Raw genomic sequence first — 16,167 nt, forward strand, 5'->3', positions numbered from 1 at the left:
AAGGAAATTTTGATGAAGCGGCTTACTGTAAAGCATGGTAATTAAAAAGCAAGCGACAAGGGGCGGTATTTTATTTCTAGCGCCGATGAGCCGATTATGTCGTGAATATTCAAGTCAATAAGGCTGTAAAGTGCGATTTCGCCGACCGGCTCAAACCATAGTGCGGCAAAATACCAATCAGGGGCCAAAGCAGCGCTGAGCCAAGTGCGGACAAGGCGCGGCGACGGGCTGCGAATGATGATGCCTTCGGCAAAGGATTCTTGTGTTTTCCAAGTAAAGCCGATGGCGGGCATATCGCTTGGGAAGCGCAAATCCTGTCCTTTGATGAGCGCTTCTTTGACTGTCCACAGGCGGTAAAACAATTCTTGCTGCGCCTTTGCTTCGAGATGGCGCAGGCGTCGGATTTCTTCTGCCGAGCAGGTTTTTTCTGCCAGCGCAAGGTAGTCGCGTTGGCGGAGATATTCCAAATCTACGCCTGTTTTGCCGGTGCCGACGGCAATCAGGCTGTGTCCGTCTTTATGGCTGAGGCAGAGTTTGCCTTGAGGATAGTATTGTTTGGCGAGGTGTTTGCCGACGCGCGAGGTTTGCCAGCTAATGCTTTTGACGAGTTGCGGATTTTGCGCAAGGCGCGTTTGGTCTTGTTCGTCCAGTCGGCAGCGGCGATAATATGCCGCAAGCTGCGGCGGGCAATAAAATAGGGCGGCGGTCATGGTTAAGGCTAAAAAAGCGCAGAGTAGGCGCTTTTGCAGGCAAAGGCAAGCGTGGATTTTTCGCGTTCTGCATTTGTGCTATCTTAAGGGTAAAACAGCATCTGTAGGAAAATGACTTGATAGGAAAAGGAGTGGCGATGAACTTACGTTCTGTATTCGGTTTGGTTTTATGGTCGATGATCGGATTTTTTAGTTTTGCTTTGCTGATGGGGACTTTTTATACGATTGATGAGGGCGAGAGAGGCGTAGTGCTGTCTTATGGCAAGTTTGAAAAAATTGCCGATGCCGGTTTGCATTTTAAAATTCCTATGGTCAATAAGGTGGTAAAAATTCCTGTGCGCACGACAACGGGGACTTTGGATAAAGTGTTTGCCTATTCTTCCGATCAGCAGCCTGCCGATATTACGGTATCTATTACTTTAGCGGTATCGGAGAGCGGCGTGGGAGAGCTGTATCAGCAATTCAAAAATTTGGATAATGCTTATCAGCTGGCAGTCATACCTTTAGTGAAGCAGGAATTAAAGACGGTGTTTGGGCAATATACGGCTTTGCGGGCGGTGCAGCAGCGTGAAAAACTCAATATTGATGTCGAGGTGGCGGTGGAGAAGATTCTTCAGCCTTATCCTTATCTGATTTTGCGCGGTGTACAGATTGAAAACATCGATTATTCCAAGGCTTATGAACAGACGATTGAAGACCGCATGAAAGCGGAAGTGGAAGTCGAGCGTTATAAGCAGAATTTAGAGCGTGAGAAAGTGGAGGCGCAAATCGCGATTACGCGTGCGCAAGCAGAAGCGGCGGCGAAAGTGAAATTTGCTGAAGGCGAGGCAAAGGCGATTGCTTTACGCGCTCAAGCGGAAGCGCAGGCGATTCGCGAGAAATCGGAGGCATTGAAGGAAAATCCGAATATTATCGCTTTGATGCAGGCGGAAAAATGGAACGGACAACTGCCGAGCACGATGCTGCCTAATGGTGCGGTGCCGATGTTGACGGTGCCTAAGCAATAATTTGCGCGCAGCGAAAGACGGCGGGAATCCTGCTCTTAAGCGCATTTTTCCTTGCCCTTTGGGCTTGCCGTGATATGATGCGCTGGCTTTGGTGATGCCTTGGCATATAGCTAGTGAATTTATCTATTAATAAGGAGTCTAATAAGAATGAGCAAATCCCAATCACTGCAAGATCCGTATTTGAATGCTTTGCGCCGCGAGCGCGTACCTGTATCGGTGTATTTGGTTAACGGCATTAAATTGCAGGGACAAATCGAGTCTTTCGATGCCTTTGTCTTGTTGCTGCGCAATAATATTTCTCAAATGGTGTATAAACACGCGATTTCTACTATCGTGCCTTCGCGCAATGTGCGTTTCGGCGACGAGGCGGAGCAAGAAGAAAGCGCAGAGCCTGAAATTGGCAATGCAGCAGCGGCTCCGGCGGCGCATAGCGATCCTTTGTATTAATTTATTCTTATGCCGGTAAGCGCAGCGCCGCTTGTTGGCTTTATCAAAATTTCCTTATTGGTTGAAACCCTCCCTTTAGGGAAAATGATCTTGTGGGAGAGGTGAAACCTCTTCCAATTCAGGGCAACACGTAGAGCGACGCTTTATGTGTCGCTCTGTGTGTTGAAACAGGAGAGAAAATTTTTGTTTGAGCGTCCGCAAACAGGAGAAAAAGCCGCTTTGATTCAGGTCGATATTAATCGCCCTTATGAGGCGGCGGTGGAAGAAGAATTTCATTTGCTGGCGGCTTCTGCGGGCGCGCAGGCGCTGTGGACGGCGCAATTTTCCCGTACCGAACCCGAGCCTAAATATCTGATTGGCAAAGGTCAGGCGGAAATGATTGCAGAGGCGGTAAAGGCTCATGGTATTGAGCTGGTTATTTTTAATGCGGCATTATCTCCTTCGCAAGAACGCAATTTAGAAAAGCTGTTTTCCGCGCGCGTTTTAGACCGCAGCGGTTTGGTCTTGGATATTTTTGCCCAAAGAGCGCGCAGTCATGAGGGAAAATTGCAGGTGGAATTGGCGCAGCTGAACCATTTATCCACGCGCTTGGTGCGCGGTTGGACGCATTTGGAGCGGCAGAAAGGCGGTATCGGCTTGCGCGGTCCCGGCGAAACGCAGTTGGAGACCGACCGCCGCTTGCTCGCCATTCGGATTAAGCAGTTGCAGAAAAAATTAGAAAAGGTGGAGCGGCAGCGTTTTGAAACGCGCAAAAGCCGCCATCGCCGCGATATGCCGACCGTTGCTTTAGCCGGTTATACCAATTCGGGGAAATCGACCTTATTCAACCGTCTGACGGATTCGGCGGTTTTGGCAAAGGATCAATTATTCGCCACCCTAGACCCGACTTGGCGCAAATTGGTGCATGAGGGGCGGCAAACGATTTTGCTTGCCGATACGGTGGGTTTTGTCAGCGATTTGCCGCATGAATTGGTGGCGGCATTTAAATCGACGCTGGAAGAAACCGCTTTTGCCGATTTGATTTTAAATGTGGTGGATTATCATGATGAAGATCATATTGATCGCGAAGCGGTGGTGGAAAGCGTATTAGAGGAAATCGGCGCAGGCGATGTGCCGATGATTCGCGTATTTAATAAAATTGATTTGAAAGACGAATCCGCGCGCGTTTTGCGCGATGAGAAAGGCAATGCACATACGGTTTTTGTGTCGGCTTTGACAGGGGCGGGCATGGATTTGTTAATCGAGGCTTTGCAAAGCCATTTCGGCGGACAAGAGCAGCGGGGTTGGCTGTTGCTGTCGCCGCAAGAAGGGGCTTTGCGGGCGGAATTGTTTGCCTTGCAAAGCGTCGAAAACGAGACGTTTTTGGCAGACGGCGGCATGGCTTTGCAGCTTCGTCTTGCAGAAAAAGATAGGCGGCGTTTGCAATCCCAGTATAATCGCGCCATAGAATTACAGTCGCAACCAAATAGCTAATAGGTGAGTATGTTTACGATATTAACGTTAAGTCAATATATTGCGCAGCAGCGCGCCGCGCGAGGCTTGCAAATGGCGCAAGACCCTTGGGGCGGTCGGCAGGACAATCAGCAGAATGATTCGAAAGGTCGCGATCAGCCGCCGGATTTGGATGAATTGTTCAATAAATTGATTGGACGGCGCAATAGCAATAGCGGCGACAACGGAGATAATGGCGACAATCGCCGCGGCGGAGGTTCTCTGCCGCCGATGAATTTTCAGTTTAATAGCAAACTGGCGGGTTTGGCCGGCGCAGTGCTGTTGGCATTATGGTTGGGTTCCGGCATTTATACGGTCAAAGAGCGTGAAAACGGCGTAGAAACGGTATTAGGCAAATACAGCAGTACCTCTAAATCCGGCTTGAATTGGCGCGTGCCTTATCCTTTTGGACGTGTGGAAATTGTGGATGTGCAATCGATTTCCACCATGCGCGTCGGCGAGTTTAAAACGCAGAAAGGCAGTGTGAGTACTCAAGACCAGCGCGTAGGACAAATGCTGACTAAAGACGAAAATATCGTTGAGATTGGCGCGGCGGTGCAATACCGCATTAGCGATGCCCGCGCTTTTCAATTCAATGCCGCCGATCCGGTGGAAGTTTTGGGCGATGTGGTAACCAGTGCGATTCGCGAAGTAGTGGGCGCCAATACGGTGGACGATATTTTAACCGACCGCCGTAACGAATGGCCGCAGCAGGCGCGCAAAATTATCGAAGAAACGATTGCCGCCTATGGTTTGGGGATTGAAGTCGTCGCCCTAGAATTGCAAGATGCGCGGGTGCCGGTAGAAGTGCAGGATGCCTTTGAAGATGCGGTGCGCGCCCGTGAAGATGAAGAGCGCTTGCGTTTGCAAGCCGAAGCCTTTGCCAATGAGCGTTTGCCGATTGCCCGCGGTCATGCCGAGCAGCAGGTGCAGGCCGCTAAGGCTTATGCAGCGCAAATTGAAGCGCGTGCGGCGGCGGATGCGACGCGTTTTACGGTTTTGCTCGATGCCTATCAGCAGGATAAAGCGGCATTGCGCAGCCGATTGTATTTGGAAACCATGAGCGCGGTCTATGCGGATAATCCGAAAGTGGTGCTGGAAGGCGATGCGACGCCGATTATCAATATGAACGGCATGGCAAACGATCAAACAGGGCAGAAGTTGCTGGAACAAATCGCCGCCGCTCATCAACAGGCGGAGCAGCAGACAGGCAATCACAGCGCAACCTCGAATGCAAGTCCGCAAAACAACAGTAGCGCGTCTTCGTTCGGCAATGCCGCCGCTCAAGACGAACGCAGTCGTTTGCGCAGTCGCGGTCGCTAAGGAGAAAGTATGAAAGGATTAAAAGTTATTGGAATTCCGGCGGCAATCTTAGCAGCTTTGGTCTTTAGCGGTGCTTTTTATGTCGTCAATGAGCGGCAATTGGCGGTTACCACGCAGTTCTCGCGTTTGGTCGGTACGACAGAAAGCGCAGGGTTGAAGATGAAAATCCCCTTTATTCAGCATGTGGAATTTTTTGACAAGCGGATTCAGCGCCTAAACGTCGATCCCGAATTGTTTTTGACAAATGAAAAGAAATATCTGATTGTCGATTATTATGTGGAATGGAAAGTAGGCGATATCCGCCGTTTCTATACCACCACACAAGGCAATTTCCAACGCGCGGCAACCTTGCTCGATCAATTGGTCAAAGACGGTTTGCGCAATGAATTTGCCCGTCGTTCGGTATCGGAAGTGATTTCGCAAGACCGCAATGCGATTATGAGCCATTTAAATAATGAGCTAAGCAAAGACAGCGAACGTTACGGCGTGGAAATTGTCGGCGTACGTTTGAAGCGCGTTGATTTCTCCGATGATATCCGCGATCGCGTCTTTGAGCGGATGCGCGCCGAACGTGAACGCGTATCGCGCAATTTGCGCGCCCAAGGGCAGGAAAAATCACAGGGTATTCGTGCCAATGCCGAGCGCGAAGCAGCCGAGATTTTAGCTAAGGCAGATGCAGAGGCGCAGGTTATCCGCGGTCATGCCGATGCGCAGGCGGCAAAAATTTATGCGGATGCTTACGGCAGAGATTTAGAGTTTTACGAGTTTTGGCGCAGCATGAATGCTTATCGCGAAGGCTTTGTTGGCAAAGGAAATAATGTCTTAGTGCTTGACCCTAACAATGATTTTCTTAAGTATTTTGCGCCGGCATCGAAAGCAGACGAGGCGGCAGAGTGAGTCCTTGGCTATTGGCGGCAGTGATTATTCTCTTTTTTGAAGGTGCGATTATCGCGATTGCGCCGGAAAAATGGCAGCAGACCATGCGGCAAATCACGCAATTGCCGCCCGCTGTTTTGCGTAAAGTCGGCTGCATTTTAGTCACCTGCGCTTTCCTTTTGCTCTTTTTATTGCGGTGGATGCAGTCATGACGCGTTATTGGATGCTGCCTGAAGACGTGATTGAATTATTGCCGCAGGAAGCCTCGCATATTGAAAGTTTGAGGCGTAAATTGCTCGATAGTATGGCTTTATGGGGCTATGAATTGGTCAAGCCGCCTTTGGTGGAATTTTTAGATTCTTTGCTCGCAGGTAGTGAAAATTTAGATATTCAAACTTTTAAAATCACGGATCAAGCCAGCGGGCGTCTCATGGGCGTGCGGGCGGACTTAACGCCGCAAATTGCGCGGATTGATGCGCACCGTATGGCAGGCACGGGCACGCGCCGTTTTGCTTATTGCGGCGATGTTCTGCGTACGCGCAGCGAAAGCACGCAGCCGCGGCGTAATCCTTTGATTGTCGGCGCGGAATTATACGGCGTGGCAAATGTGTCCGGCGATATGGAAGTGATGGGCTTATTATTGGATTGCATGAATGCCTGCGGTGTGGAGCAAAGCGTTTTGGATATCGGGCATTCCGCTATTTTTGCAGGATTGGTGGCTGTGCATGGATTAAGCGCTGAGGACAGTCGCGCGGTAAAAGAAGCGATTAGCGGCGTGCAGCGTCCAACTTTGTCGCAATGGCAAACAGCGAAACGCTTTAGTGCCGCCTGTTTGGCGGATATTGCTTTTTTATTAGATGCGCCTTTGCATAGAGCGGGTTTGGCGGATTTAACACAGCAGTTCGGCGGTCGCCATGCTTTGTTCGATCAGGCAATTGCCGATTTAGAAGCGGCAGAAGCGATGTTGCGCGCGGCATATCCGCAGCAGGAAATAGTAGTGGATGTGAGTAGCATCGGTACTTACGGCTATCATTCGGGTTTAGTCTTCGCCCTTTATGCACAGGGGCATTATGATGCTTTGGCGCGCGGCGGTCGGTATGACGGCTTGGGCGAGGTCTATGGCAAAGCGCGCCCTGCTACAGGTTTTAGTATCGATTTACTGACTTTAGGACAGTTATTGCCTTTGCCTGTGTCTGCACAAAGACCCGAAAAACAGGCTTGGTCGCAAAACAGCAAGATTTTTCAAGATGCTTTGTCAAAAAGACGAAGCGGTATTGCAGTCATTTTTGAACATGAGGGAGAATCATGAGTACCAATTTGGTCATTATCGGCGCGCAATGGGGCGATGAAGGTAAGGGAAAAATTGTTGATTTGTTGACAGAAAAAGCCGCGGCAGTGGTGCGCTTTCAAGGCGGTCATAATGCAGGGCATACGTTGGTCATTAATGGCAAAAAAACGGTACTGCATCTGATTCCCTCCGGAATTTTACATGAGGGCGTCGTCAGTTATATCGGCAATGGTGTCGTTTTATGCTTGCGTGCTTTAATCAAAGAAATGCAGGCCTTGCAAGCGGAAGGTGTGCTTGTCAGCGAGCGTTTGCGCATTTCTCCTGCCTGCGCATTGATTTTGCCCAGCCATATCGCTTTGGATCAGGCGCGTGAGGCAGCGCGCAGCGAGGGCAAAATCGGCACGACCGGACGCGGCATCGGGCCTTGCTATGAAGATAAAGTGGCAAGACGCGGTCTGCGCTTGGCGGATTTGCATAACCCTGATTTATTCCGCCGCCGTATCACAGAATTGATGGCTTACCATAATTTCTTATTGGAGCATTATTTGCAGGCGGAAACAGTAGCCGTTGAGCCGGTAATTGAAGAATGGTTGGCTTATGCAGAAACCGTTTTGCCAATGATTGCTGATGTCAGCGTTGAAATCGAGCAGCATCATCAAGCAGGCAAACATGTGATTTTTGAGGGCGCGCAAGGTGCGATGCTCGATATCGACCACGGCACATATCCCTATGTGACCTCTTCTACCACTTCTTCCGGTGGTGCGGCATCTGGCAGCGGCGTTGGCGTGCATGCGCTAGACTATATCTTGGCAATTACCAAAGCCTATACCACGCGCGTCGGCAGCGGACCTTTCCCTACCGAACAATTAAATGACATTGGCGAACATTTAGGTAAAGTCGGACAGGAAATCGGCGCATCCACAGGGCGCAAACGCCGCTGCGGCTGGATTGATTTGCCTGCTTTACGCCGCGCACATCTGAATTCATCTTTTGATGGACTGTGTATTACCAAATTAGATGTCTTAGATGAATTGGAAACCGTGCAAGTCTGTACCCATTACCGCTTGCGTGGTGAATTATTAAGCATTGCTCCTCTGGGCGCAGATGATTTAGCTGCTTGCGAGCCGGTATATGAAAGCGTGCCAGGTTGGCAATCTAATACTTTCGGCTTACGTAACGAAGCGGAATTGCCGCAGAAAGCGCGCGATTACCTTGCCGCATTAGAACAATGGTTAGGACTGCCAATCGTGATTGTTTCCACCGGACCAGACAGACAACATACGATTATTCGAAAATCTTTATTAAAATAAAAAGAGGTAAATTATATGACAAACAATATTCAGCAATATCATCAAGCAGATGACGAAATTGACCTGATTGAACTTATCCGCGTTTTGTGGAAAAACAAACTGCAAATTATCGCCGTTACAGCGATTACAACAATATTAGCTGCGGCTTATGCTTTTACTGCCAAGCAGCAATGGACATCAAAAACAACAGTCGTTGCTCCCACACTAAGCGATATGGGTGAATATTTGGCTATTCGCCGTGAATATAATCGCATATTGCAAACCGAAGCCATCGATCCTAATGCATTGTCAGCTAATTTATTTGCCAATTTTAGCCAATTAGCACGTTCAACGGATGTCAGAAACGAATTTTTTGCTCAATCTGATATTTACAAACAACTCACAGAAGGTAAAGATGAGTTTGGAAAAATTATCGCATTATCTAGTTTGAGCAATCAAACAACTAAATTTATTATTCCGGATGCTAAAAAAGAACCTAATACGATTGGTTACAAAATCTCTTTCTTCGCTGAAACGCCAACAGAAGCAAAAAAAACTTTAGAAGCTTTTGTAAATTTTGTGGATGCTGAAACGCTCAAAATAGAATTAGATAGCTTTTTGATTAATTTTGAGAATACGCTCAAAACGCTTAGGTACGAAAAATTCGTACATGATGAGAATGTAAATTTATTGCAAAAAGTACAACTGGATTATTTGAATAAAGCCTATGAAACTGCTGACAGAGCAGGAGTTGAAGATTATTATAAATTTTTCCTTAATGATAATGTTTCTCAAGATGTAACACAACAAGCACAAACACAAGCACAAGCACAAGCACAAGCACAAGTATCTTTAGTAGATTCACAATTGTTCAATAGTAACTACTTATTCATGCTTGGTAAAAAATACTTAAAAGCACAAATTGAAGCTTTGACGGAAAAAGGTAAAATTTATTCTACGCGGTACTATCAAATTGACTCGCAGGTCAAACAACTTGAAGCATTATTAGAACAAGCTAAACAAATAAAAGCACAAACTTATCATTATCATGCTTCACCTGATTATCCTGTGAGGAGAGATAAGCCTAAAAAAGCTATAATTTTAGTATTAGGTATGTTTTTAGGTTTCTGTTTATCAATAGTATGGATAATTTTATTGTCATTGTTTAAAAATAGTTCAATCAAGAAAAATATTAATTAAGTTGTTTTACCAGGTAATTTAATATAAGGTTATCTATTATGCATTTAGAATCATTGAAAATTGGCATTATTGGTTTAGGTTATGTTGGTCTACCATTAGCAGTTGAGTTTGGTAAAAAAATTACAACAGTTGGGTTTGATATTAATCAAAATAGAATTGATGATCTTAATCAGCATCAGGATCATACTTTAGAAGTAACAAGTGAAGAGTTGAAACAGGCTAATTACATTTCTTATACAACATCGTTAGAAAAATTAAAAGAATGCAATTTTTTCATTGTAACTGTTCCTACGCCTATTGATGATTATAAACAGCCAGACTTAACACCGCTAATTAAAGCTTCAGAAACTATCGCAAAAGTGTTAAAAAAAGGAGATATTGTAGTTTATGAATCTACAGTGTATCCAGGTGCTACAGAAGAGGTATGTATTCCTGTACTAGAAAAAAATAGCAATCTAATTTTTAATAAAGACTTTTATGCAGGTTATAGCCCAGAACGAATCAATCCCGGCGATAAAGAGCACCGTGTAACAAATATTTTGAAGGTTACTTCAGGCTCAACTCCAGAAGTTGCAGACTATGTTGATCAAGTATATAACCTAATTATTGAAGCTGGAACTCATAAAGCACCAAGTTTAAAAGTAGCCGAAGCTGCAAAAGTTATTGAAAATACTCAACGTGATGTCAATATTGCTCTAATTAACGAGCTAGCTCTTATTTTTAATAAAATGGGAATTGACACTGAAGATGTATTAAAAGCAGCAGGAACTAAATGGAACTTTTTACCATTCCGTCCGGGTTTAGTAGGCGGACATTGCATTGGTGTTGATCCTTATTATCTGACACACAAAGCTCAAGCGATAGGTTACCATCCTGAAATTATTTTAGCGGGTCGTCGTTTGAACGATTCTATGGGTAGTTATGTTGCAACTCAGCTTGTTAAAGGAATGATTAAGAAGAAAATTCAAGTTGAAGGAGCAAAAGTTTTGATTTTGGGTTTAACATTTAAAGAAAATTGCCCTGATTTAAGAAATACTAAAGTTATTGATATTGTTAAAGAATTAAAAGAGTATAATATGAATATAGATGTTTATGATCCTTGGATTGATGCAAAAGAATCGGAAGAGGAGTATGGTATTACACCAATTTCAGTATTAAATGATAATTCTTATGATGGAATTATTCTTGCAGTAGCTCATAATGAGTTTAAAGAAATGGGGGCTAAACAAATTCATAACTTAGGTAAACCAGTGCATATACTATATGATCTCAAATATGTATTAAGTCAAAATGATGTTGATATACGTTTATAATTTATAAACAGTATATATTTGATACTCTGCTCTCAATTTGTAGCGTAATAAAAATATAAATTGAGAGGATTTTACACCTGATCGATATAATAGAGTTTAATATGACAAAATTTGAAGAAATTTGCGGACAGCTTAATGAAAGTCAAAAGGTATGGTTAGTTACAGGAGTTGCCGGTTTTATTGGTTCTAATTTATTAGAGACCTTATTGAAATTAAATCAAAAAGTTATTGGTTTAGATAATTTTGCTACAGGTCATCAGCATAATTTAGATGAAGTAAAAAGTCTAGTTTCTTCAGAACAGTGGGCTTATTTTACTTTTTATCATGGTGATATCCGTAATTTAGAAGATTGCCAAAAAGTTTGTGAGGGTGTGGATTATGTATTGCACCAAGCCGCGTTAGGATCAGTTCCTCGTTCTGTTGCAGATCCTATAACGACAAATAGTGCAAATATTACAGGCTTCTTGAATATGCTTGTGGCTGCTAGAGATGCAAAAGTAAAAAGTTTTACTTATGCTGCAAGTAGCTCTACTTATGGAGACCATCCTGCTTTGCCTAAAGTTGAGGAAAATATCGGAAATCCACTTTCTCCATATGCAGTTACAAAATATGTAAATGAGCTTTATGCTTCTGTGTTTGCTAGAAGTTATGATTTCAAAGCTATAGGATTACGTTATTTCAATGTATTTGGTAAGCGACAAGACCCTAATGGAGCTTATGCGGCTGTCATTCCAAAATGGACGGCTGCTATGATTAAAGGAGATGATATTTTTATCAATGGTGATGGTGAAACTAGTCGTGATTTTTGTTATATAGGAAATGTTATTCAAGCTAATATTTTAGCAGCGACAACTCAAAATGAGGAAGCTAAAAATCAAGTTTACAATGTTGCTGTTGGTGAGCGTATAACATTAAATGAATTATTTAATGAAATTCAAATTTCACTCAAAAAAAAATCAATTAAATATGATAAAAAACCGTTTTATAAAGATTTTAGACCTGGAGATGTAAGACATTCTCAAGCAAATATCAAGAAAATTCAAGGTAAATTATCTTATAATCCACAATACAATGTTAATCAAGGGATTAGAATATCCATAACTTGGTATGTTAGCAAAATTTCCGAATAAACAAAATAATTATATCTCATGATCGTCATAAAAAGTATTTACTCCTTAATTCTTAGAGGAGGAGGATTGTTAGGAGGATTTTTATCTGTATTATGTATTTCAAGATGGCTCTCCCCTTCAGAAGCAGGTCTTTTTTTTAACATAGTTTCTTTTTTGATTGCTTTCGCTTTATTTTCACGTTTGGGGCAAGACAAAAGTTTAATTCCAGAAGTAATAGAATCAAAAACAGATTCTAAAATTATAGCTAATGCTTTATCTATATCTTTATATCCTTTTTTCGTATTTTCACTAGCATGGTTCTTAATATTTGATATCAAATATATCTGGATGGTGTTTTTTCTTTATCTAATGATTTTTAATAACATTATCTCTTCTTATTTTAAAGCTAAATTTAAATCGAATTTTTCCATATTGTTTGAAAACTCATTCATTTATAGCATATTATTAATTTTATTATTAATTCACTTCTTCATTAGAGAAAAAAATATGAATTTAGATAATGTTATATATTTATATTGTATGAGTATAGCTATTCAATCCCTTCTGATTTTTTTCTATGATAAAGCATGGTTTATTGAAGTAGTGAGAGAAATAAAAGTCATAGATATTGGCGATTTTTTTTATATATTATTTAAACTAAAGGGTTTTATAATTATTGCTTATCTTGGGCATTTGTTAAGATTTTTACCGATATTAGTATTAATGGTATATTTTGATCTTGAAGATTTGGCTTCATATAAAGTAATTGAACAAATATCAATGAGTTCTGGAGTAATTATTGTTGCTGTAAGTAGTTTATATTCACCATATTATGCTAAATATAAATCAAATTGGTCTGAATTGAAAATATATTTTATTCAGTCTATAAGAATCTCAATTATTTTAGGTTTGTTTTTTGTATTATTTATGCTCTATATAAAAGACGCTTATTTTTTATTTTCTAAATTTAATTATATCAAATATGGCAACATATATTTCGTATTTCTAATAGCTAGTTTTTTTAATGTAATATCGGCACCTTTTTATAATGTTTTAATCATGACTAAAAAGCAAAAAATTGCTTTAAAGGCTTTGTTTTTTTCAATAAGCATTTCATTATTTTTTATATTTATTTCAATTTTTTATGGATCTTTATTTATTTTATCTTTGTCTCAGACTGTTTTTTATTTCTCTATATTATTGTTTAGCATTTTTTATGTTCTTATGGAATGTAAAAAGAATTATATTGAGTAGATTGATAAGTGAATAATATGATCAATTTTATTCTGATGTTCATTCTGGCTTTTTTATTTGTAAGCAGAGGTTTTTTTTCATTTTTAGATATATTTATATGGTTTTATGGTTTCTATTGCTTTTTTATTTATGTCAGAAGAAATAAAATAATAATACCATTTCGTTTAAGTACTCCTTTTTTGTTATTTCTAATCTATATTTTTGTTAACTGTATAGTTAATAATGTATTAGATTTTAGGATAATATATTATTTTTCAATAATAATTCCATTGTATTTCATTTTTTCACTCGAAAACAAATCAACTGAATACTTTGTTATTTCTTTAGGATGTATTTTAGCAGTAGTATTTATATGTTCTCTTCTAAATCTTCTTCAAATATCAGATTTTAATTATATGTTTTATATTAGAGATGGTGGAATAAGGGCTAGTGGTCTAATGTATAACCCTAACTACTTTGCATATAGTACTTTTATTTCTTTCTTATTATTAGATTCGTTTTTTTCTAAAGGAAAAATAAAATTAATACTTTTATTTATGATGGCTTTTCTTATTTTATTAAGTTTTTCCAGAGGAGTTATTTTAGGTATGTTGGTATATTTTGTATTCAAAATTAAATACAAACTTATTCCAATATTTGTTTTGTTAATTTTATTTTTTTATTTATCTAATATTTTTACATTACTAGATATGAATATTGATGATTTATATAAAACTTTGGAATATAGGTTAGAAAATTTAAAGACAGGTGATCTAAGTGGTCGAGTAACTACTTGGATTATTGGTTATGAAGTATGGAGTCTGAATCTAAAAAATATATTATTTGGATTTGGGTTTAATAATTTCATAGAAAACACTGAATATTTGGGGGTTAGTAACACAGTTCATAATAGCTATTTGAGAATGTTATATGAATTTGGAATCTTAGGTTTTATTTTTATTGTTTATTTGTTTTATAAATTTATTGAAACAATAAGTAAAAATAAAATTTTTCTTATTTTTCTTCCTATTTTAATCACATGGATCTCAAATGATTTTTTTATAGTAAAAGACACTTTTTTATTAATTTGCATACTCATAGTTAATTCCAAACATGATTGGGAGGGAGCAAGGTAATCCAATGAAAGGTAGAGAAATTTTTTTAAAGCACAACTTAAAAATAAAATTTTTATTCAAAATATATAAATTAATACCTAAATTTATTCGAAGCTTAATTGCTTTTTTATTAAATTCTAGCAGAGTTGGACTTCTAGTTCGATATTTTGATTTAAAAATGAATTCTTCAACTATTGGAAGTAATGTTTATATTGCTAATTATATAATTATTAAAAATTCTAAAAATATAAAAATAGGCAACAATACTAGTTTTCATGAATTTTGTTATATAGATGCTGTTGGCGGCATTAGTATTGGAAGTAATGTGTCAATTGCTCATAGTTGTTCATTAATTTCTTTTGAGCATACTTGGAATGATTTTTCTATTCCTATTAAGTATAATTCAACAAAGTTATCTCCTATAATTATAGGGAATGATGTTTGGATTGGTTGCGGGGTTCGCATTTTAGCAGGTTCCGTTATTGAAAATCGAGTTGTTGTTGCTGCAGGTGCTGTAGTTAAGGGAAGATTAGAATCTGGTTATCTTTATGGAGGTATTCCTGCAAAAAAATTGAGAGCTATATTATGATAAATATTCTATATGTACATGATCATATATTCAAAAAAAATGGACGAAATATATATAGTGAGGGCAAAATAACTGATGAAACATTTTGTCGTTATATTTTCAATTCTAAAGATAAAATTTATGTTTTGTCTAGAATGGAAGAGAAGGAAAATGCCAGTTTATTCACTGAAATTAAGAATACTCAAGTTATTTTTAATCCAGTGTTTGGAATAACTATTTTTCAAATATATTTCATAAATTTATTTAAGAATATATGCTTGATATTCAAAATGTTAAAAAAAACTGATTATCTTATTTTAAGAATGCCAAGTTTTTTGGGTCTACTAGTTTTTTTGTTAAATCTTATATTTAGAAGAAAGTTTTTTGTTGAGTTTGTTGGTGACCCTAAAGATGCATTATTAAATGCAATTACAAATAAAAATTTGTTTATTTTATTTGCAATTAATATAATTGTATTGTTAAATAAATTAGTCTTAAAAAAAGCTAGTGGCGTTATCTATGTGACAAATAAAATTCTTCAAAAGAAATACCCTACATTTTCTTATCAAGAATGTGCTTCTAATGTAGAAATAGATATTGAAAAGATAAATCTTTCTGTGGAAAGTTATAAAATAAAGAATAAAGAAATAGTAATTGGGATTATTGCTTCGTTTAATAATCCTTATAAAGGTATAGGTATGGCGATAGATTCTGTTAAATTATTGAAGAACAAAGGTGTTAATTTAAAATTGAGGATATTAGGTTCAGGTAAATTAGAAGAAAATTATAAGAAACATGCAGAAAATTTAAATTTATTAGACCAAGTTTTTTTTGATGGAATTTTATCCTCACGAGCAGACATCAATTTTTGGTTAGATAGTTTAGATATATATATACAACCTAGTTATACAGAAGGATTACCTAGAGCATTGATTGAAGCAATGGCTAGAGGACTACCCATTGTAGCTACGAATGTAGGAGGAATTCCTGAGCTATTAAGTTCAGATTTTTTAATAGAACCAGGTTCTTCTATAGCTTTAAGTGATAAATTACAACTTTTAATATCATCTCAAAAAATAAGATATGAGCAAGGTGTATTAAATTATGAAAAATCGAAAGAATATGATTCAGATATCTTAAAAGAAAAAAGGCAAAAATTTTGGACTACTGCTAGAATAATGGTTAAAGATTTATAATT

Annotated in this window: 16 protein-coding genes; 15 read left to right on the top strand and 1 reads right to left on the bottom strand. The window is 39.5% G+C overall.

Features of this window, described 5'->3' with window-relative positions:
* Positions 1–41: 41 nt before the first annotated feature.
* The gene (locus DYC63_RS08445) at positions 42–710 is read right to left on the bottom strand and encodes a 4'-phosphopantetheinyl transferase family protein (RefSeq protein ID WP_115218817.1); all 669 of its coding nucleotides are present in this window, start codon (positions 708–710) and stop codon (positions 42–44) included.
* Positions 711–847: 137 nt separating this feature from the next.
* Between DYC63_RS08445 and DYC63_RS08450 the strand changes: the two genes are divergently transcribed.
* The 15 genes from DYC63_RS08450 (at position 848) to DYC63_RS08520 (ending at position 16,165) form a co-directional block, all read left to right on the top strand.
* Positions 848–1,717, top strand: a complete 870-nt coding sequence (locus tag DYC63_RS08450) for a prohibitin family protein (protein ID WP_245888096.1) — start codon at positions 848–850, stop codon at positions 1,715–1,717.
* A 147-nt stretch (positions 1,718–1,864) separates the two neighbouring features.
* On the top strand, positions 1,865–2,164 hold the full coding sequence (hfq, locus tag DYC63_RS08455) for an RNA chaperone Hfq (protein WP_115218818.1): 300 nt from the start codon (positions 1,865–1,867) through the stop codon (positions 2,162–2,164).
* A gap of 183 nt (positions 2,165–2,347) precedes the next feature.
* Complete coding sequence (hflX, locus tag DYC63_RS08460) at positions 2,348–3,637, top strand: ribosome rescue GTPase HflX (protein WP_115218819.1); 1,290 nt, start codon at positions 2,348–2,350, stop codon at positions 3,635–3,637.
* A gap of 9 nt (positions 3,638–3,646) precedes the next feature.
* Complete coding sequence (gene hflK, locus DYC63_RS08465; protein ID WP_115218820.1) at positions 3,647–4,978, top strand: FtsH protease activity modulator HflK; 1,332 nt, start codon at positions 3,647–3,649, stop codon at positions 4,976–4,978.
* A gap of 9 nt (positions 4,979–4,987) precedes the next feature.
* Entirely contained in the window at positions 4,988–5,875 is an 888-nt protein-coding gene (hflC, locus tag DYC63_RS08470) for a protease modulator HflC (RefSeq protein ID WP_115218821.1), read from the top strand.
* A complete protein-coding gene (locus DYC63_RS08475) occupies positions 5,872–6,066 on the top strand; it encodes a DUF2065 domain-containing protein (RefSeq protein ID WP_172459468.1) in 195 nt (64 codons plus the stop codon). The genes hflC and DYC63_RS08475 overlap by 4 nt, the downstream gene beginning before the upstream one ends.
* Complete coding sequence (locus DYC63_RS08480; protein ID WP_115218823.1) at positions 6,063–7,163, top strand: ATP phosphoribosyltransferase regulatory subunit; 1,101 nt, start codon at positions 6,063–6,065, stop codon at positions 7,161–7,163. The genes DYC63_RS08475 and DYC63_RS08480 overlap by 4 nt, the downstream gene beginning before the upstream one ends.
* Complete coding sequence (locus DYC63_RS08485; protein ID WP_115218824.1) at positions 7,160–8,452, top strand: adenylosuccinate synthase; 1,293 nt, start codon at positions 7,160–7,162, stop codon at positions 8,450–8,452. Before DYC63_RS08480 ends, DYC63_RS08485 begins: the two co-directional genes overlap by 4 nt.
* 15 nt (positions 8,453–8,467) lie before the next feature.
* Positions 8,468–9,631 (top strand): LPS O-antigen chain length determinant protein WzzB, encoded by a 1,164-nt coding sequence (locus tag DYC63_RS08490; protein ID WP_115218825.1) that lies wholly within the window; start codon positions 8,468–8,470, stop codon positions 9,629–9,631.
* Between the two features lie 38 nt (positions 9,632–9,669).
* A complete protein-coding gene (tviB, locus tag DYC63_RS08495) occupies positions 9,670–10,944 on the top strand; it encodes a Vi polysaccharide biosynthesis UDP-N-acetylglucosamine C-6 dehydrogenase TviB (protein ID WP_281267771.1) in 1,275 nt (424 codons plus the stop codon).
* 101 nt (positions 10,945–11,045) lie between these two features.
* The gene (locus DYC63_RS08500) at positions 11,046–12,074 is read left to right on the top strand and encodes an NAD-dependent epimerase/dehydratase family protein (RefSeq protein ID WP_115218827.1); all 1,029 of its coding nucleotides are present in this window, start codon (positions 11,046–11,048) and stop codon (positions 12,072–12,074) included.
* Positions 12,075–12,140: 66 nt separating this feature from the next.
* Entirely contained in the window at positions 12,141–13,307 is a 1,167-nt protein-coding gene (locus DYC63_RS08505; protein WP_115218828.1) for an MATE family efflux transporter, read from the top strand.
* 395 nt (positions 13,308–13,702) lie between these two features.
* The gene (locus DYC63_RS08510) at positions 13,703–14,422 is read left to right on the top strand and encodes an O-antigen ligase family protein (protein WP_172459469.1); all 720 of its coding nucleotides are present in this window, start codon (positions 13,703–13,705) and stop codon (positions 14,420–14,422) included.
* Positions 14,423–14,426: 4 nt separating this feature from the next.
* Entirely contained in the window at positions 14,427–14,990 is a 564-nt protein-coding gene (locus DYC63_RS08515) for an acyltransferase (protein WP_172459470.1), read from the top strand.
* Positions 14,987–16,165: a glycosyltransferase family 4 protein gene (locus tag DYC63_RS08520; protein ID WP_115218831.1), complete on the top strand. Its 1,179-nt coding sequence runs from the start codon at positions 14,987–14,989 to the stop codon at positions 16,163–16,165. Before DYC63_RS08515 ends, DYC63_RS08520 begins: the two co-directional genes overlap by 4 nt.
* Positions 16,166–16,167: the final 2 nt, after the last annotated feature.

Origin of the sequence: Suttonella indologenes (assembly GCF_900460215.1) — a bacterium.
Classification (GTDB): Bacteria; Pseudomonadota; Gammaproteobacteria; order Cardiobacteriales; family Cardiobacteriaceae; genus Suttonella; species Suttonella indologenes.